20 protein-coding genes are annotated in these 19,351 nt (G+C 34.9%); 2 read left to right on the top strand and 18 right to left on the bottom strand.

Annotation, left to right across the window (positions count from 1 at the left end):
• Positions 1–39: 39 nt before the first annotated feature.
• The 18 genes from hisB to MWU65_RS11775 all read right to left on the bottom strand — a co-directional run bounded on the left by hisB (position 40) and on the right by MWU65_RS11775 (position 17,233).
• The gene (gene hisB / locus MWU65_RS11855; protein ID WP_247078196.1) at positions 40–1,173 is read right to left on the bottom strand and encodes a bifunctional histidinol-phosphatase/imidazoleglycerol-phosphate dehydratase HisB; all 1,134 of its coding nucleotides are present in this window, start codon (positions 1,171–1,173) and stop codon (positions 40–42) included.
• Positions 1,174–1,266: 93 nt separating this feature from the next.
• The gene (gene hisC, locus MWU65_RS11850; protein ID WP_247078195.1) at positions 1,267–2,322 is read right to left on the bottom strand and encodes a histidinol-phosphate transaminase; all 1,056 of its coding nucleotides are present in this window, start codon (positions 2,320–2,322) and stop codon (positions 1,267–1,269) included.
• Positions 2,322–3,605, bottom strand: a complete 1,284-nt coding sequence (hisD, locus tag MWU65_RS11845) for a histidinol dehydrogenase (RefSeq protein ID WP_247078267.1) — start codon at positions 3,603–3,605, stop codon at positions 2,322–2,324. Before hisD ends, hisC begins: the two co-directional genes overlap by 1 nt.
• 11 nt (positions 3,606–3,616) lie before the next feature.
• On the bottom strand, positions 3,617–4,051 hold the full coding sequence (locus MWU65_RS11840) for a GNAT family N-acetyltransferase (RefSeq protein ID WP_247078194.1): 435 nt from the start codon (positions 4,049–4,051) through the stop codon (positions 3,617–3,619).
• 13 nt (positions 4,052–4,064) lie between these two features.
• Positions 4,065–4,922 (bottom strand): ATP phosphoribosyltransferase, encoded by an 858-nt coding sequence (gene hisG / locus MWU65_RS11835; protein WP_247078192.1) that lies wholly within the window; start codon positions 4,920–4,922, stop codon positions 4,065–4,067.
• A gap of 252 nt (positions 4,923–5,174) precedes the next feature.
• Positions 5,175–5,990, bottom strand: coding sequence for a prohibitin family protein (locus tag MWU65_RS11830; protein WP_247078190.1), 816 nt, complete (start codon positions 5,988–5,990; stop codon positions 5,175–5,177).
• A gap of 14 nt (positions 5,991–6,004) precedes the next feature.
• The gene (locus MWU65_RS11825; RefSeq protein ID WP_247078188.1) at positions 6,005–8,041 is read right to left on the bottom strand and encodes a vWA domain-containing protein; all 2,037 of its coding nucleotides are present in this window, start codon (positions 8,039–8,041) and stop codon (positions 6,005–6,007) included.
• Positions 8,042–8,044: 3 nt separating this feature from the next.
• Positions 8,045–8,173 carry a hypothetical protein gene (locus tag MWU65_RS17700; protein WP_281501036.1) on the bottom strand — a complete coding sequence of 43 codons (129 nt, stop codon included), beginning with the start codon at positions 8,171–8,173 and terminating at the stop codon, positions 8,045–8,047.
• Positions 8,174–8,488 (bottom strand): YbjQ family protein, encoded by a 315-nt coding sequence (locus MWU65_RS11820; RefSeq protein ID WP_247078186.1) that lies wholly within the window; start codon positions 8,486–8,488, stop codon positions 8,174–8,176.
• 105 nt (positions 8,489–8,593) lie between these two features.
• Positions 8,594–9,340, bottom strand: coding sequence for a 3-oxoacyl-[acyl-carrier-protein] reductase (gene fabG, locus MWU65_RS11815; protein WP_247078184.1), 747 nt, complete (start codon positions 9,338–9,340; stop codon positions 8,594–8,596).
• Positions 9,341–9,469: 129 nt separating this feature from the next.
• The gene (locus MWU65_RS11810; protein ID WP_247078182.1) at positions 9,470–9,922 is read right to left on the bottom strand and encodes a DUF1569 domain-containing protein; all 453 of its coding nucleotides are present in this window, start codon (positions 9,920–9,922) and stop codon (positions 9,470–9,472) included.
• Positions 9,923–10,033: 111 nt separating this feature from the next.
• Complete coding sequence (sucD, locus tag MWU65_RS11805; RefSeq protein ID WP_247078180.1) at positions 10,034–10,909, bottom strand: succinate--CoA ligase subunit alpha; 876 nt, start codon at positions 10,907–10,909, stop codon at positions 10,034–10,036.
• A gap of 69 nt (positions 10,910–10,978) precedes the next feature.
• Complete coding sequence (locus tag MWU65_RS11800) at positions 10,979–11,914, bottom strand: UDP-3-O-(3-hydroxymyristoyl)glucosamine N-acyltransferase (protein ID WP_247078179.1); 936 nt, start codon at positions 11,912–11,914, stop codon at positions 10,979–10,981.
• A gap of 91 nt (positions 11,915–12,005) precedes the next feature.
• Positions 12,006–12,572: an elongation factor P gene (efp, locus tag MWU65_RS11795; protein WP_247078178.1), complete on the bottom strand. Its 567-nt coding sequence runs from the start codon at positions 12,570–12,572 to the stop codon at positions 12,006–12,008.
• A gap of 8 nt (positions 12,573–12,580) precedes the next feature.
• Positions 12,581–13,366 (bottom strand): acyl-ACP--UDP-N-acetylglucosamine O-acyltransferase, encoded by a 786-nt coding sequence (gene lpxA, locus MWU65_RS11790; protein ID WP_247078177.1) that lies wholly within the window; start codon positions 13,364–13,366, stop codon positions 12,581–12,583.
• A 1-nt stretch (position 13,367) separates the two neighbouring features.
• Positions 13,368–14,771 carry a bifunctional UDP-3-O-[3-hydroxymyristoyl] N-acetylglucosamine deacetylase/3-hydroxyacyl-ACP dehydratase gene (locus tag MWU65_RS11785; RefSeq protein ID WP_247078176.1) on the bottom strand — a complete coding sequence of 468 codons (1,404 nt, stop codon included), beginning with the start codon at positions 14,769–14,771 and terminating at the stop codon, positions 13,368–13,370.
• Positions 14,761–15,786, bottom strand: coding sequence for a UDP-3-O-(3-hydroxymyristoyl)glucosamine N-acyltransferase (lpxD, locus tag MWU65_RS11780; protein ID WP_247078175.1), 1,026 nt, complete (start codon positions 15,784–15,786; stop codon positions 14,761–14,763). The genes MWU65_RS11785 and lpxD overlap by 11 nt, the downstream gene beginning before the upstream one ends.
• 214 nt (positions 15,787–16,000) lie before the next feature.
• The gene (locus MWU65_RS11775; protein ID WP_247078174.1) at positions 16,001–17,233 is read right to left on the bottom strand and encodes an HD domain-containing protein; all 1,233 of its coding nucleotides are present in this window, start codon (positions 17,231–17,233) and stop codon (positions 16,001–16,003) included.
• A gap of 37 nt (positions 17,234–17,270) precedes the next feature.
• On the opposite strand from MWU65_RS11775, the gene MWU65_RS11770 reads away from it, so the two are divergent.
• Both MWU65_RS11770 and tsaE read left to right on the top strand, forming a co-directional pair.
• Positions 17,271–18,815: a bifunctional response regulator/alkaline phosphatase family protein gene (locus MWU65_RS11770; protein ID WP_247078173.1), complete on the top strand. Its 1,545-nt coding sequence runs from the start codon at positions 17,271–17,273 to the stop codon at positions 18,813–18,815.
• 107 nt (positions 18,816–18,922) lie between these two features.
• Entirely contained in the window at positions 18,923–19,333 is a 411-nt protein-coding gene (tsaE, locus tag MWU65_RS11765; RefSeq protein ID WP_247078172.1) for a tRNA (adenosine(37)-N6)-threonylcarbamoyltransferase complex ATPase subunit type 1 TsaE, read from the top strand.
• The last annotated feature ends 18 nt before the right edge of the window (positions 19,334–19,351 follow it).

Raw genomic sequence — 19,351 nt, 5'->3', positions numbered from 1 at the left:
AAGTAAAAAGTTATTCAACTTATTTATTGCTATTTCAGATTACAGCATTCCTTTAGTACTAGGTAAAACCATTTTTTCTACATCTCTTTTTACCGCCATTTTAATTGCTTTGGCGAATGCCTTAAAAATGGCTTCTATTTTATGATGTTCGTTTACACCTTGGGCCTTTACATTTAAATTGGCTTTTGCACCATCAGAAAATGATTTAAAGAAGTGTAAAAACATTTCCGTTGGCATATCACCAACCATTTCACGTTTAAAATCGGCTTCCCAAACCAACCAATTACGACCTCCAAAATCAATAGCAACCTGAGCTAAACAGTCGTCCATAGGCAAACAAAAACCATAACGTTCAATACCCAATTTAGTTCCCAAAGCCTTTCCGAACACTTCTCCTAAAGCAATCGCTGTATCTTCAATGGTATGGTGCTCATCTACCTCTAAATCACCATTTACTTTAATTTCCAAGTCCATTTGACCGTGACGTGCCAATTGGTCTAGCATATGATCAAAGAAAGACAAGCCTGTTTTTATATCGCTTTTACCGGTACCATCTAAATTTACATTGATGTAAATATCGGTTTCGTTGGTTTTACGAGTAATTTCAGAAACTCTATCTTTTAACTTTAAAAATTCATATATTTTTTCCCAATCACTACTTTCTAAAGCAATAACATCATCCAATTCTTCCCTTTTTACAGTGATTTCACCGGTACCTAAGTTCGTATCATCATTAATAAAAATTCCTTTAGAACCCAAGTTTTTTGCGAGTTCAATATCTGTTAGTCGATCCCCAATTACAAACGAATTTGCCAGGTCATATTCTCCCGAAAAATATTCTGTCAATAAGCCTATCCCTGGTTTACGCGTATTGGCATTCTCATGTGGAAATGTTCGATCTAAAAATACTTTATTAAAAACTACACCTTCGTTCTCAAAGGATTTTAGAATAAAATTTTGCACTGGCCAAAAGGTATCTTCTGGAAAAACATCGGTACCTAAGCCATCTTGATTGGTAATCATAACCAATTCATAATCCAATTCCTTCGCTATTTTACCTAAAAATGTAAATGCCTTTGGATAAAAGATCATTTTTTCAAATGCATCTATTTGCTCATCAATGGTTTCTTTGATAATGGTACCGTCTCTATCTATAAATAATACTTTTTTCATTTTTCAAGTTCGTTAGTGTTCTACTGCAAAATTGTAATATGCGTTATACTGCCTAAAAATTTTATAAAATTCAGTGTAAGGGGGCTGCTCCCATTACAATTCAGTATTCATTTGATTTAGTGCGTTTATTAGTTGGGTATTTTCATTTGGCGTACCTACTGTAAATCGCAATGTATTTTCACACAATGGCTGTGTTGTTCTATTCCGTATTACAATGCCTTTTTTAAGGAGTTGATTGTATCTTTTTGTTGCGTCATCCACTTTAGCAAGGATAAAATTAGCATCAGAAGTATAAACTTTAGACACATACTCTACCTCAAGCAATACTTTAGATAAAGTCTTCTTTTCTTCCATTATATTAGATACTTCCTGTTTTACAGAATTTATATCTAAGACTCGTTCTTTGGCTCTTTGCTGTGTTAATTCATTTACATTGTAAGGAGGTTTTATTTTATTTAAAACCGAAATGATTTCCTTTGATGCAATACAAATTCCTAATCGGATACCTGCCAAACCATAAGCCTTAGAAAGTGTTTGTGTTACAATTAAATTCGGGTATTTTTTCAATTGAGAAACCCAACTTTGGGTAGAAGAAAAATCGATATAGGCCTCATCTACAACCACCAAACCTTTGAAATTTTCTAACAATTGGTGCATTGTTTCAGTCGCAAAACTATTACCCGTTGGGTTGTTCGGGGAGCACAAAAATAAAATCTTACTTTTTGCATCTGTAATAGCCGCTATAGCCGACACATTAGGTTCAAAATCTGCTGTTAGTAAAACTTCTCTATTTTCTACATTATTAATAGCCGAGAGCACCTTATACATTCCGTAGGTTGGCGGTAGGGTGATGACATTATCTACCTTTGGTTCACAAAATGCTCTGTAGAGTAAGTCTAAAACTTCATCACTACCATTTCCCAGCAATAAATTTTCTACCCCAACACCTTTTTGTTCCGCTAAAATAGCTTTTAAAGTACGTTGTTGTGGATCTGGATACCTATTAACACCATTTTGATACGGGTTTTCATTAGCGTCTAAAAACACCATTTCTGTACCATCAGAAACATATTCGTCTCTTGCTGAAGAATACGGCTGAAGCCCTTTTACATTCTCTCGCGTTAACGCATCTAAGTTAAAATCTTTCATTATTCTAAACTCTTTAATCGTAATGTTACGGCATTTTTGTGGGCCTGTAAACCTTCGGCAGCTGCCATTAACTCTATGGCTACTCCTATTTCTTGTATTCCTTGTTCCGATATTTTCTGAAATGTAATACTCTTCATAAAACTATCTAAGTTTACACCACTATATTGTTTAGCATACCCATTAGTTGGCAACGTATGATTTGTTCCAGAAGCATAATCTCCAGCGCTTTCAGGCGTATAATTACCTATAAAAACCGAGCCAGCATTTTCAATGGCTCCTAAGACATAATCTTCCTCTTTAACACAAACTATAAAGTGTTCCGGAGCGTATTCATTGATCAACTGCATTGCCGTCTCTATCTCTTCTATGTAGATAAGCTTGCTATTTGCAATTGCTTTTGTAGCAATTGCAACCCGAGGTAAAACCACTAACTGTTTTTCAACTTCGGTTTCCACAGCTTCAATCATTTCTTTGGAAGTTGTAACTAAAACAACCTGACTATCTGTTCCGTGCTCTGACTGACTTAATAAATCTGATGCCACAAAAGCCGCATTGGCGGTATCATCTGCTAAAACCAACAATTCACTTGGCCCTGCTGGCATGTCTATAGCTACACCGTACTTTGTTGCAATTTGCTTAGCTACAGTAACAAATTGATTTCCTGGTCCAAATATTTTATATACTTGTGGTATTGTTTCTGTACCAAAGGTCATCGCCGCAATAGCCTGTATACCACCAACTTTATATATTTTAGTAACCCCACATAAATTCGCAGCATACAAGATAGCCGGGTTTATTTTTCCTTCTATATTAGGAGGTGAACACAGTACTATTTCTGTACATCCTGCTAAATTTGCTGGAGTTGCTAACATTAAAATTGTTGAAAATAATGGCGCTGTACCTCCTGGAATATACAAACCCACCTTCTGAATTGGTCTTTTTTCTTGCCAACAATTTACCCCATTTGCCGTTTGCACACTTACTCTTTCTGTTCGCTGTGCTTTGTGGAAAGTTTCAATGTTTTTTTTCGCTAATTGAATAGCTTCTTTAAGCTCAGCTGAAACTAATTCTTCTGCTTGGCTTAATTCTTCTAAAGAAACGATGCTAGAATCCAAAGAAACCTTATCAAACTTACTCGTATACTTTTTAATCGCACGATCACCGTTTTGCTTTACCTCATTAAAAACAGAAACCACCGTATCTTCTATATCTGCTACAGTTTGGGTTGGTCTTTCTAAAATAGCCTTCCAGTTTTCCTTTTTAGGATTATATATTTTATTCATTTCTGTGTTCATCAAATTTTTTTAATCATGTGATACCCTAAAGCAACAAACCCATGACGCTCCCAAAACTTTTTACCTTGCTCATTATGCTTATAACAATTTACTTCTGCACCTATACAATCTATACTTTTTGCATACTCAAAAAGCCAATTCATCATTAGCTCTCCAATTTTATTACTGCGATATTCTTCTTCAACAAATACATTGTCTGCTTCCACATGTTTACCCGCATATAATTTATTTAATACCCAAAATCCACAGCAGGCAATTAGTTTATGATTGTCATAAACCCCAATACATTGGTAACCGCCCATAGCTAACATATCTTTTAAGCGACTTCTTAAAACAGCTACGGGATACTTGCCTTTATTAAGCTGAATTACCAAAGGAAGAATAGTCTCCATTTCCGCATAAGGAATTAAGGCTATTTTAAAATTCTTATTCATAACAAAACAAAAATTAGAGCACCATTTTTTCAATTGGACAAACCAAAATACCTTCGGCACCTGCTTTTTTCAATTCTTGAATTACTTCCCAAAATTTATCTTTATTTATTACCGTATGCACAGAGCTCCAACCTTCGTCTGCCAATGGCAATACTGTGGGACTTCGCATTCCTGGCAGCAAGGAAATAATTGAATCTAATTTTTCATTGGGAGCATTTAGCAATACATACTTAGACTGTCTAGCTCTTAAAACAGATTGAATCCTAAACTCTAGTTGTGCTAAAATCTCCTTACGCTCTTCTGTTATTTTAGGTGAAACTGCCAAAACAGCCTCGCTGGTTAACATAACCTCCACCTCCTTAAGGTTATTCTTAAAAAGAGTACTACCACTAGAGACTATATCACAGATAGCATCTGCCAAACCAATATTGGGAGCAATTTCTACAGAACCATTAATAATATGCAAGTCTGCAGTTACACCTTTACTGTCCAGATAGTTCTTTACCGTATTTGGATAAGAGGTGGCTATACGCTTTCCTTCAAAATCCTGTACTGAATTGTATTTAACCGATTTCGGTACTGCCAAAGAGACTTTACACTTAGAAAAACCCAAGCGCTCTGAAAAGGTGATATCCCCACCCTTTTCCAACAATACATTTTCACCAATTATAGCAATATCAACAACTCCGTCTCTTAAATACTGAGGGATGTCACCATTTCGAAGGTAAAAAACTTCCATTGGGAAATTTCTAGAAGAAGCTTTTAATTGATCTTTACCATTATCTATTGATATGCCACAATCTTTTAATATGGCGATGGAGTCCTCATTAAGGCGTCCACTTTTTTGAATTGCAATTCTAATTTTTGTCATTTTGTTTTCACTTTGATGGTTTAAGAAACCCAAACGTGATTAAATACAAAACCCGTTTGATTTCTCAAACGGGTTAGATTTATGTTTAAACACTGCAAAACATTTCTAGCTCGCTTGATAGCAAGTTAAAAAATGATGATGTGTGTTATTGTTTCTCATGATGGTGTAAAAGTAAAATTAATTTTTATTAAAAAAAATATAAATTTCAAATTTCACAAACTATTGCTAGTTTCTTACATTTTGATATTAAAATTAGTTATTCCCTAAAATCAATGGCAAACCACCTTCTCCTCCTCCAACAACAATTACTTTAGAGTTTGGAGATTCAGCTAATTTTAATGTAGCATCTATCCCTTTATCTTTAAGGATCTGATCGTTTAAGGAAGCACTTAAAATACGGTTAGCATCTGCTTTACCCTGGGCTTCAATGGTTACTTTTTCAGCTTCTTTCTTAGCTGTTACCAAACGGAATTCATACTCTAAAGACTCTTGCTCTTGCTTTAATTTACGTTCAATAGCGTCTTTTATAGTTGGTGGTAAAGTAACATCACGAACAAGTATTTCGTTTAATTGAATATACTCCCCTTTTACTATTTTTTGAGTTTCGTCAAAAATTTCTTGTTGAATAGCATCTCTTTTACTAGAATACAATTGTTCTGGTGTATAACGACCTACAACTGAACGTGCAGCTGATCTTATGGTTGGCAATAAAACACGTTGAATATAATCTTCTCCTTTTTCTTGGTGTAATTTTCCTAACTCACTACGAACAGGCTGAAACCAAGCTGAAGCTTCTAATTTTATATCCAATCCGTTGCTAGATAGTGCACTCATTTTTTCCATTACTTCTTGCTGTCTAACTTCGTATATAAATACTCTGTTCCATGGCGCAACAATATGAAAACCTTCTCCCATAGGAGGCTCATCAGTAACAACACCATCTGAAAATGTTTTATACAAAACTCCAGCTTTACCTGAGTCGATTGTCACAGCAGATTTAGAAATTAAAACAATAACGAGTACTGCTACAAATATTACGGGCAATGCAATCTTGGGTAATTTATCCATTTTTATCTTTATTTTTATGTTAGTCCGTTAAATTTTCTTAAAAACCACTCTATCGCAAAAGCTAATAAAATGAGCGCAAGTAAAATTTTAAATTCCACCAAAGATACAACATTTTCTTTGCTCTGCTGTACTGGGGTGAACCTGTTTTCTTCTAATAAAACCTTATTTAACTTATTGATTTCATTGGGGTAATACAATTCTCCATTTGTAGAAGTTGCCAACCTATTTAATTTAAGTTCATTACTAAATAGAAACTGTTGCTCCACATCATATTCAAGAATTGAAAAGGCTCCAGATTTAACATTATTGGTATTTTTTACCCTTGCTGTAAAATTATAATCCCCAGCCGGCAAATCACTTAAATCTGCCTCATAACTTAATGCATTCATCAACATAGACACTTCCTTATTCACTGAATTGTCTTTTCCTTTAATTTTTAAGTCGATCGTTGCATTCCCATCAAAAACAAATGCTTCATCAAAAACAGAAGCTTTAATAATGGCTTCATTTTGGCCAAGATAGATTTGCTCATAATCTAGGATAAATCGATTTTTTTGCTTGGTAGACACCAAATACAACATCAATTTCCCAATAAATGCATCAAACTTTTTAAAGTTTTGTTGATTTCGAAAGCTTTGCATTCTCCATTTCCATAAATCCTCTCCAAATAAAAACCCCGCTTTGCTATTTTCACTTTCAGAGACAGTTAACAAAGGAGTTTCAATTTGAATGCCTCTGATACTCGTATTTAAGATAACTTCATCGGCTTTAATAGTAATAAGCGGACTTAAATTACTCTGAAGCGGAGGAAAATCTGTTACCTCAAAGTCTGACAAATCAAACTTAGAAAAAGTAGCATTTAATAATGGAATTACTTCTTGCACAGGATATCCTTCCTCAAATACATATTCAGATTGCACTGTATTTAAAAACCTCCAATCTGTTTTGGTTCCGGTGATTACAAGTGAATTCTTCCTAGCCATGTTGCAATATTTAAAAATATTCTGAAAAGATAATATGGGCTGATACAGAATAAACAAATCAATATCTTCCCATGCTTTAGCATTACTCGTTGGCTTTAGAACATGTACAGAACGCTGTTCATTACTTTCAATAGCTTTTTTAAGGGCGCCAATATCGGGATGCGCAATTGCAGAAACTATGGCTATATTGGTTTTTTCATCAATTACTTCTAGTGCTACAGTTTTACTATTATTAACGGTATTTTTTTCGTTTTCTAAAACACTAATTGTAGCTTTTAATTTTTTAATTCCAACAGATGTAGCAGTTATGTTTGTTTCAATTACTTTACTATTATCAGTCGCTGTGAAATTTAAATTTTTTCGATATATGGTTTTACCGTTCTCAGAAACCGTAAGAACAGCTTGAACCGTTTTTTTCCCTTCATATGAAACATGTACCTCCAAGGGGTATTTATTCTTTAAAAAGGCGTATTTATTTCTATTAATTTGGGTTATTTTTAGATCTTCATACCTAGTAGTGTCCCCCAATACAACTGGAAATACAGGGAACTTTGAAGTGTTTCCAAAAAACTCATAGTCCTCGCCCAAGGTTTGATTTCCATCGGTAAGCAATACAATAGCTGTATTGCCACCTCTATAGATATCTTTTACAGACTTTAAGGCTGCCCCGATATTTGTATTCTTATCAGAAAAAGTTAAAGAATCATTAAACTCGCTAAGTCCTTCCCCAAAATTATATTGAGAAATGGTAAATCGGTCCTTTAGACTCGTGTTTTTATTAAATTCTTTTAAAACCCTTGTTGCGCTTGCCCCAGCATCCGCATTTTTTATAGAACTAGAATTATCCACCAAAAGCACAAGTTTGGGCTTTACCACACTGTATTCTTTCTTAACAAACTTGAGGTTAATCACTAATAAGAGTATTCCAAAAACACCTAAAAAACGAAAAAAGGAGAGTAAAACAATAAGTTTATCTCTCCTCTTAGTTTTGTAATAATATTGAAAAAGGGCTAATGACAACGCAAAAATCGCTGCTAAAATAATCCACAGTACGGTTTCAATCTGCATGTATTAGTTATCTCTTTTCTCAAAATTCTCCTTTTTCTTATCCGCTATTCGTTTCACAATAAGGTATATTAAGATCATAAAAACAGAACCATATATCAATATCATAATAAAAATAGGAATAAGAGTAGACATCTATTTTAGTTTAACAGCAGTTCCATAGGCTAACATTTCTGCTGCGCCTTGCATAACCTGAGAGGTCGTAAACCTGACATTTACTACCGCATCGGCACCATGACGTTGTGCATCATCCAACATTCTTTTAATAGCCTGCTCTCTGGCATCTGCCAATAACTTAGTGTACTCAGAAATCTCTCCGCCTACTAGGTTTTTTAAACCTGCAAAAATATCGCGACCCACACTTCTGGCTCTTACCGTACTACCACGTACAATGCCTAAGTGTGCTTCTATTTCTTTACCTGCTATATCTTTTGTTGAAACATATATCATTAGTATTCCATTTAAGTGTTAAGAAGCTTCAAGGCATTCGTGTTTAAAAAAGCAATAGTTACTTTATAAACATTTTACTTACCTCTTACCATCTTTAATTATCAATTAGGTTAACATTCCGCCATCTACATTAAGCACTTGCCCTGTAATATACCCCGACAAATCTGACGCAAAAAACAGACAAGCATTGGCAACATCATCAGGAGAACCTCCCCTTTTCAATGGAATTCCATCTCTCCAACCTTGTACAACTTTAGCATCTAATTTATCTGTCATTTCTGTCTCTATAAACCCTGGAGCAATTGCATTACAGCGAATGTTTCTAGACCCTAATTCTAAGGCCACAGATTTGGTAAAACCAATCATTCCAGCCTTGGATGCCGCATAGTTTGTCTGACCGGCGTTCCCTTTAACACCCACTACACTACTCATATTGATAATAGATCCTTTACGCTGTTTTAGCATAGTGCGCTGCACTGCTTTGGTCATGTTAAAAACAGACTTCAAATTAATTTCTATCACAGTATCAAAATCAGCCTCTCCCATACGCATTAGTAGATTATCTTTGGTAATTCCTGCATTGTTAATCAACACATCTATACCTCCAAAATCTTCCAATACTTTGGCAACCAACTCTTCTGCCTGCGTAAAACTTGCCGCATTACTCTTATAAGCTTTTGCCTTAACTCCACTAGCTATTAACTCTTTTTCTAACTCCAAAGCAGGTGTTTCACTAGAACTATAAGTAAACGCTATATTTGCACCATTTTCGGCAAATACTTTTGCAATTCCCATTCCAATACCTCTACTGGCACCAGTTATAATTACGTTTTTTCCTTCTAACAGTCTCATGTATTAAAATTTTGTGTTCTTGCTATTCAAATATAGGTTTTGTTTTAGACCTTTAAAAGATATGTCTTCAATTTTTAAAAATGATGGTTAAAAAATAAATGAAAAGTCACTTTCAATAATTTATCATATTTAAACCCCAAATTGCCTTAAATGGTGATCTAAATGTTTAGAAAATAAGGTATTCCATTCTGCACCACTTAATTTTCCAAAGGCTCTATTTTCTTTGTTGTTAAAATGAGCTGTGCCCAATGCTAATGTTTTCTCTATATTCTGAATCAATTTGGTTTTCTCGGCTTCAAAATCTTTTCTTTCTTTTATAATAAACTCAGGTGCTGTCCTCCCATTTTTAGTATAGGGTTTTAATCCGATAACAGTAGATTTTGCAAAGAGCTTAATCATAAATTTTTGAAAACCTCCTATTTTTGGATAATTGTCTGTATACACCATATCATAAGCTACATTACAATGCGCCAACATTTGATCTACAGTCATTTTTCCCCACAAGCCAGGAGTATCTGCGGTAAGACTATTTATTCTTACAATAGTTTCATTGACATCATTTTTAGTAAAGAGGTTCTTCATTGCCTATAATTTTTTTTTGATTGAGAAGTCTAATTTACGCTAAAATTCAGGTATAAAAAAAGTGCCTGTAAAACAGACACTCTTATATTGTGAAGAAATAGTAGAGTCATTTTATTTACTCATAACTTCTTTTACCTTTAACCCTATCTCAGCAGGAGAATCTACAACGTGAATTCCACATTCTCTCATGATACGTTTTTTGGCTTGCGCCGTATCATCACTACCTCCTACAATAGCACCTGCATGTCCCATTGTTCTACCAGCAGGAGCAGTTTCACCAGCTATAAAACCTACAATTGGTTTTTTACTTCCACTGTTTTTATACCATTGGGCAGCATCAGCTTCTAATTGACCTCCAATTTCACCAATCATAACCACACATTCCGTTTCGGGGTCATTGATTAACAATTCAACAGCTTCTTTTGTTGTCGTTCCAATAATTGGGTCACCCCCAATACCAATAGCTGTAGTAATACCTAAGCCTTGACGCACAACCTGATCAGCAGCTTCATAGGTTAAAGTACCCGATTTAGATACAATACCTACCGTTCCCTTTTTAAAGACAAAACCAGGCATAATACCTACTTTAGCCTCTCCGGGCGTAATAACACCAGGGCAGTTAGGACCTACCAAGCGACAATCTTTATCTTTTATATAATCAGCAGCCTTAACCATGTCTGCTACTGGAATTCCTTCCGTAATTGTAATTATAACTTTGATACCTGCATTAGCAGCTTCCATAATTGCATCTGCAGCAAATGCTGGCGGAACAAAAATAATTGTAGTATCTGCTCCTACTTTTTCAACAGCTTCTAAAACTGTATTAAAAACAGGTCTACCTAAATGTTCTTGTCCTCCTTTTCCTGGAGTTACACCACCAACTACGTTGGTACCATATTCAATCATTTGTTCAGCGTGAAAAGTACCTTCACTACCTGTAAAACCTTGTACAATTATTTTGGAATCTTTATTTACTAAAACACTCATTATATCGTTTGTTATTTTTTCGCTGTACAAAAATATAGCTTTACCAGCGATTATTAAAGTAATCTTTGTTTATTTATTTTCAATCTTTTGCAAAATAGCCGGGATTTTTTTCACATTGGCCAATTGCCTCAATTTTTCCCTAGATTCTTCTATGGGTGTCCCAAAATAACTTTTACCTCCTGAAATGGATTTTGTTACTCCTGTTTGCCCCATGACAACAGCTTTTTTACCAATTGTAATTCCACTCGTGGTACCCACCTGCCCCCATAGCGTAACTTCATCCTCTATAATTACACAACCAGCGATACCGGTTTGGGAAGCAATCAAACATTTTTTTCCAATTACAGTATCATGACCTACATGAACCTGATTGTCTAACTTTGTGCCTTCCCCAATAGTTGTATCTCCCGTAACACCCTTATCTATAGTGCACAAAGCCCCAATATCTACATTATTTTCAATAACTACCCTTCCTCCCGATAATAGTTTATCAAAACCTGTTGGTCTATTCTTATAATAGAATGCATCTGCACCTAAAACAGAACCTGCATGTATGGTAACATTATCCCCAATTACACAGTTGTCATAAATTGTAACATTTGGATGTAGCACACAATTGGCGCCAATAATAACATTATTCCCAATAAATACATTGGGCTGAATGATAGTGTTTTTACCGATTTTTGCAGTTTTAGATTGTATGGAGACTGATTTTTGAAATGGCTTAAAATAAGCGGTTAGCTTATTGAAATCACGGAATGGATCGTCTGAAATTAACAAAGCCTTCCCCTCCGGACACGCTACTTCCTTATTGATTAAAACAATGGTTGCTTTAGATGCTAAGGCTTTATCGTAATATTTAGGATGATCTACAAAAACAATATCGCCAATGGTAACCACATGAATCTCGTTCATCCCCAAAACCAAAAAATCATCTTCACCTACATAACTAGAATCAATTATGGAAGCAATTTGTTTTAACGTATGTGGAATGGGAAATTTCATGGTTTATAGTATTGAGCTATCAAAATTCAGTAGTAACCCCATTGCATCTAGCATAAGGGGTTGTATAAAAAAGGAAAGATACACCCTTCTACTACTCCTTCACACGTTCCATATAAGAACCTTTTTCCGTATCTACTTTTATTTTATCCCCTTCGTTAATAAAAAGTGGAACGTTAACCTCTGCTCCTGTTTCTACTTTTGCAGGTTTGGTAGCATTTGTTGCTGTATTCCCTTTAACTCCTGGTTCTGTATACGTAATTTCTAAAACTACACTTGCAGGCATATCTACTGAAAGTGGCATACTATCTTCTGTATTAAACAAAATAGTTACAACCTCCCCTTCTTTTAATAAACCTGGTGCATCCAAACTACTCTCTTGCAACGTAATTTGATTGTAATCGTCTGTATTCATAAAATGATAGGTTTCCCCATCTGCATACAAAAACTGATAGGACCGTGTTTCTACACGAACGTCTTCAATTTTATGACCGGCAGAAAAGGTATTATCAATTACCTTACCTGTGGTTACACTCTTTAATTTGGTTCTTACAAAAGCTGGACCTTTACCCGGTTTTACGTGTAAAAATTCAATGATTTTAAAAATATCATGATTGTATTTTATACACAATCCTTTTCTAATGTCTGATGTTGATGCCATACTTTTATTTAATTTGTACTAACGTAGCCTTTCATTATTCCTCTTTGAGAATCCCTGATAAACTGTAAAATTTCATCGCGTTCTGGAGTTGCTTCCATTTCTGCTTCAATGATCTCAACAGCCTGGCTATTGTTATAATTTTTTTGATATAATATTCGGTAAATATTCTGAACTTCTCTTATTTTTTCAGAAGATATTCCTCTTCTACGCAAACCAACAGAATTGATCCCTACATAAGATAAAGGTTCTCTTGCTGCTTTTACAAAGGGCGGTACATCTTTACGCACTAAAGAACCTCCTGTTACAAAGGCATGATTCCCTATAGATACAAATTGATGCACAGCAACCAATCCTGCCAATACAACATTGTCACCTACAGTTACATGGCCTGCCAAGGTAGAATTGTTTGAAAAAATACAATTATCACCAACAAAACAATCGTGTGCAATATGGCAATACGCCATAATTAGGCAGTTTTTTCCGATTTTTGTTTTTTGTCTGTCCGAGGTACCTCTATTTATAGTAGCACATTCTCGAATAGTAGTATTATCCCCTATTTCTACAATAGTTTCTTCACCCGCATATTTTAAATCTTGAGGTGTAGCTGAAATAATTGCTCCGGGAAAAATATTGCAATTTTTTCCGATTCTAGCACCTTCCATAATAGTTACATTAGAACCTATCCAGGTTCCTTCCCCTATTATAACATTGTTATGTATGGTTGTAAACGGTTCTACAACTACATTTTTTGCGATTTTAGCTCCTGGGTGTATATACGCTAAAGGTTGATTCATCCTATTGTTTTTTTGCTATTTGCGCCATCATTTCGGCTTCACAAACTAATTTATCATTAGCATAAGCGTAGGCTTGCATATGACATATTCCTCTGCGTATTGGTGTAATAAGGCTACAGTGAAAGATTAACGTATCTCCCGGTAAAACCTTTTGCTTAAACTTCACTTTATCTATTTTCATAAAAAAAGTGAGGTAATTTTCTGGATCTGGAACGGTACTAAGGACCAAAACTCCTCCGGTTTGTGCCATTGCCTCCACTTGTAAAACACCTGGCATAACAGGTGCTCCTGGAAAATGCCCAACAAAGAAGGGTTCATTCATGGTTACATTTTTCATACCCACCACATGATTCTTTGAAAGCTCTAACACCCTATCTATTAATAAAAAAGGGGGTCTATGAGGCAGCATATCCATAATTTGATGAATATCCATCAATGGAGGTAAACTCAGATCGTATTTTGGAACACTATTTCTTTTCTCTGCCTTTATTATTTTGGCTAATTTTTTGGCAAATTGCGTATTCACGTAATGCCCTGGCTTATTCGCGATAACTTTACCACGAATTCTTGTGCCAATTAAAGATAAATCACCAATGACATCCAATAGCTTGTGCCGTGCGGCTTCATTGGGTTGATGTAAGGTTAAATTATCTAATATGCCGTTTGGTTTTACAGATAATTTCTCTTTATTAAAAGCCTTTTCAAGCTTCTTCATAGTGCTTTCTGAAATTTCCTTATCTACGTAAACAATAGCATTATTAAGGTCTCCGCCTTTTATTAAACCATGTTCCAACAATGCTTCTAGTTCGTGTAAAAAACTAAAAGTTCTGGCCTTAGAAATCTCATCCTTAAAATCTGCAAGGGTTAATAATGTCGCATTTTGGGTTCCCAAAACTTTGGTGCCAAAATCTACCATTGTGGTTACTTGGTATTCTTCGGATGGAATAATTGTAATTTCACTTCCTGTTTCTTCATCTCTATATGAAATAACATCCTTTATAATATAGTCTTCACGCTCAACTTCTTGTGTAACGATTCCAGCTTTTTCCAAAGCTTCTACAAAAAATTTAGACGAACCATCCATAATAGGAAGTTCTGGTGAATTCAACTCTATTAAAACGTTGTCTATCTCTAGTCCCACCAAGGCAGCCAATACGTGTTCTGGAGTTTGAATTTTAACGCCATTCTTTTCTAAATTCGTACCGCGCTGTGTATTTTCTACATAATTCACATCAGCCTCTATCACTGGCTCTCCCTCTAAATCAATGCGTTTAAATGCATAACCAAAGTTTTCAGCTGCTGGCAAGAATTTCATAGTTACTTTTTCACCTGTATGCAAACCAACCCCAGTTAGGGTTATTTCTTTTGCAATGGTTCTTTGCTTATTATTGGATTTATTCTCCATCAAATTTCTTTTCAATGTTATTTATTCCGTTCACTATTTTAGGTAAATTTTTAAAATGCACATAGGATTTATTAAAATCACCATAGTTAAAAGCTGGCGATCCTTGTAGTACTTCTCCATCTTTAACATTTCTACCTATACCCGCTTGCGCTTGGATTCGTACATTATCACCAATTATTATATGACCAACAATACCTACTTGTCCTCCTATCATGCAATTTTTTCCGATTTTGGAAGAACCCGCAATTCCTGTCTGAGCAGCAATGACCGTATTTTCACCAATTTCCACATTGTGAGCAATTTGTATTTGGTTGTCTAATTTAACTCCTTTTCTAATGATAGTAGAACCCATAGTTGCTCTATCTATTGTAGTACCTGCTCCCACATCTACATCTTCTTCCAAAATTACATTACCGATTTGGGGAATTTTAGTAAATGTCCCTTTTTCTGTTGGCGAAAAACCAAAACCATCCGAACCTACAACAACCCCGTAATGAATCACACAATTGTTACCAATTACCGAATCAGAACCTATTTTTGCTCCAGAATACAAGATTACATTGTCCCCAATAATTACATTTTCGGCAACGTAGACATTTGGATATATCTTAACATTGTTCCCTAAAATTACATTTTTTCCAAGATATGAAAATGCTCCCAAATACAAGTCGGAACCGTATTTTACGGTCTCATCAATATGTGCCGGTTGCTCTATACCAATTTTATTACTCTTTGCCCGATCATAGTAGGTTAGTAATTTTGAGAAAGATTGGTACGCGTCTATCACCTTGATCAAGGTGGTAGAATACTCTTTTTCAGGAACAAAGTCCTTGTTAACTATTGTTATAGAAGCTTCTGTTGTATATAAATAAGGGGTGTACTTTGGATTTGACAAGAATGTTAGTGACCCTGCCTTGCCCTCTTCAATTTTTGCAAGTGTATCTACAGCAATTTCAGGATCACCCTGAACTTCTCCTTCTAAAATACCTGCAATCTGACTAGCTGTAAACTTCACGTTTTATTAATTTATTTTTAGGGAATTTTATCTCTAACAATTTTTTTTAAAAACCGAAAGTTTAAATGGTTTTACTCTTCATGCCGACAAAAGTAAGAAAAATAGTGAAATATTTTTGAGTTTAGTTAAACACAATAACATCATTAAATGTACATTTTTTATCCAACATCAGCTAAACTTCACCGCTAAGCTATACATCCACACACAAAATAGACTAGAAATTAGTATCTTTTGGATAACATACATAGTACTTTGTCACAGTCTTCCCTAAGGTTTTACTATTTAATTGATCTGAAATTCTAGAAACATCTGAAATTTTTCCGTTGTCTCGCAATACTTTAATTGGTTGTTTTAGTTGATTGTATGCTGTATTTTCTATTTCTCCTGTAAAAACAAAATATTCAGTTTCAGCATCTGTTAGTCTATATTTTTCTTTGCATCTTTTAAATTCTTTGTTAAACTTAGTACTGGCTACAGGTTTTTTCTTCAATTTAATATGTAGCAATTCTCTATTCAATATCATTTTACTCAAGGAAGACAATACAAAATCAGGATGATTTTGCCATTCCTTAACGGCAGACATAATATCTACATCGTCTAACAATGCAAATTTTTGGATCACATCTCCCGTAAAATCTTTCAATGAAACTTTGGTGTTTACAAAATAGCTTAAGGTGGAACTACAGTAAACAGACTCCCCTTGACTTATTAGAAGTTTTGCCCGCTGTAGGGTTTTTATTAGTAATTGTTCCGCAACCAAGCCCGTTTTATGCAGGTACACCTGCCAATACATAAAGCGACGCGCCATTAGAAATTTTTCAACAGAATAAATTCCCTTCTCTTCAATGACCAAACAACCATCCACAACATTCAACATCGTTATGAGACGTTCGGCGTTAATATTCCCCTCTGCAACACCGGTATAAAAACTATCACGCTTTAGGTAGTCTAACCGATCCATATCTAACTGACTAGATACCAGTTCATTTAGAAATTTCTTAGGGTGTTCCCTTTTAAAAATAGAAATCGCAATAGTTAAACTTCCGTTAAATTTCTTATTTAACTCCTCCATAAAAACCAGCGAAATCGCCTCATGATCTACCCCTTCTACAATGGTACGCTCCATAGCATGTGAAAAAGGTCCGTGTCCAATATCATGCAATAAAATAGCACATAAAAGTCCCTGCTCTTCCTCTTCAGAAATTACAACTCCCTTGAAACGAAGTATTTGAACCGCTTGCGTCATTAAATGCATACTACCCAAAGCATGCTGAAACCTTGTGTGATGCGCCCCAGGGTACACCAAATAAGAGAGCCCCATTTGAGAAATCCTTCGCAATCTCTGGAAATAAGGATGCGCAATAATATCAAAAATTAGAGTACTAGGAATGCCAATAAATCCGTAAATTGGATCATTGAATATTTTAAGTTTATTAGATTTCACCAAAATCTTCTTTCTTTACAATCACAAATATAGGTACTAAATGAATAAAATAACAATACTTTGGGTAGATGATGAAATAGATTTACTAAAACCTCATATTATTTTTCTAGAAAAGAAAAATTACCAAGTGGTCACCTGCAAAAGCGGAAGAGAAGCATTGGAAGAGCTAGAAAACACCAAAGTAGATATTGTTTTTTTGGATGAAAATATGCCCGGTATTAGTGGTTTGGAAACACTTTCTGAAATTAAAAAAACACATACAACCCTGCCGGTTGTAATGATTACAAAAAGTGAAGAGGAACTTATAATGGAGGAAGCTATAGGCTCTAAGATTGCGGATTACCTTATAAAACCCGTTAATCCACACCAGATATTACTCAGCTTAAAGAAAAGCTTAGACCATTCGCGGTTAATTTCTGAAAAAACAACCTCCAACTACCAACAAGAATTTCGTAAAATTGCGATGGATTTATCCATGGTAAATTCTTTTGAAGAATGGACGGATCTGTATAAAAAACTAATCCACTGGGAACTCCAATTGGAAGAAATAGAAGATTCTGGTATGTTTGAAATACTAGAATCTCAAAAAACAGAAGCAAACAACCAATTTGGTAAATTTATAGACAAGAATTATCCAAATTGGTTTTCTGGAGATGATGCTCCCGTATTATCGCATAACCTTTTTAAAAACTTAATTCAACCAGAGTTAAAAAACAAAGCAACCCTATTAGTTGTTGTAGACAATTTACGATACGATCAATGGTTGGCTTTTGAAAGTACTGTTAATTCATTCTACAAAAAAACAAAGGAAGTCCCTTATTTTAGCATTTTACCTACAGCAACCCAATATGCACGTAATTCTATTTTCTCTGGCTTAACTCCGCTTGAAATGGAGAAGAAACATCCGGAATGGTGGAAAAATGACACCGAAGAAGGCGGTAAAAATCTGTTTGAGGACAAATTTCTTGGTGCACAACTAAAAAGACTTGGGCTCAATTTAAAATGGGAATACCACAAGATAAGCAGCCTTAAACAAGGCAAACACCTATCACAAAATTACAAATCCCAAAAAGACAATGACCTTACGGTGATTGTTTATAATTTTGTAGATATGCTCTCTCATTCTAAAACAGAAATGGAAGTTATAAAAGAGCTGGCAAGTAACGATAAAGCATACCGCTCCTTAACCGTAAGTTGGTTTAAAAACTCTCCCTTACTAGAGATTATACAACAGGCACAGGCTATGGGTCAAAAACTAATAATAACCACAGATCACGGAACAATAAATGTAAAGCAACCCTCTAAGGTAATGGGAGATAAAGACACTAGCTTAAATTTAAGATACAAGACTGGAAGAAGTCTTTCTTATGACGACAAAGATGTGTTGGCTGCAAAGAAACCGTCAGATTTACAATTGCCAACAATAAATATGAGTAGCTCTTTTATCTTTGCTAAGAACGATTTGTTTTTCGCTTATCCAAACAACTACAATCACTATGTTACCTACTACAGAAATACCTATCAACACGGAGGGGTTTCCTTGGAAGAAATGATAATACCCTTTGTCGTTTTAGAACCTAGGTAGCCTATTCTTATTGAATTATTTACTTTAATTCCCACCTAAAAAAACACCAAAAGAAAGCTGTAATTTTTATCTTTGTAAAAAATTCATTTCAATCCGTCATTTACCCAATGAATAAAACTTTTACGTACCGCGAACTAAAGGATCTAGCTAAAGAAATTATACAAAATGCCCCGACAAAAACCCTTTGTTTTTACGGGGGTATGGGTGCAGGAAAAACAACACTTATAAAAGCGATTGTAGCAGAACTAGGTGCTATAGGAGACACCTCTAGTCCCAGTTTTGGAATTGTAAATGAATATCAAGATAAAACCAACAAAACCATTGCCTATCATTTTGATTTTTACCGATTAGAAGATGAGATGGAAGCGCTAGACATAGGTGTGGAAGATTATTTTTATGCAGGCAAATGGGTGTTTATAGAATGGCCAGAAAAAATTAGTTCTTTTCTGCCAGACAACAGAACCAATATTAAACTTGAAGTTGTCAGTGATAAAGAGCGAAAAATCAACATCTTGTAATTTCAACAAACTAGAATA

Source organism: Cellulophaga sp. F20128 (genome assembly GCF_023015805.1).
GTDB lineage: Bacteria > Bacteroidota > Bacteroidia > Flavobacteriales > Flavobacteriaceae > Cellulophaga.
This window is presented reverse-complemented; position numbering and strand designations above follow the sequence as displayed.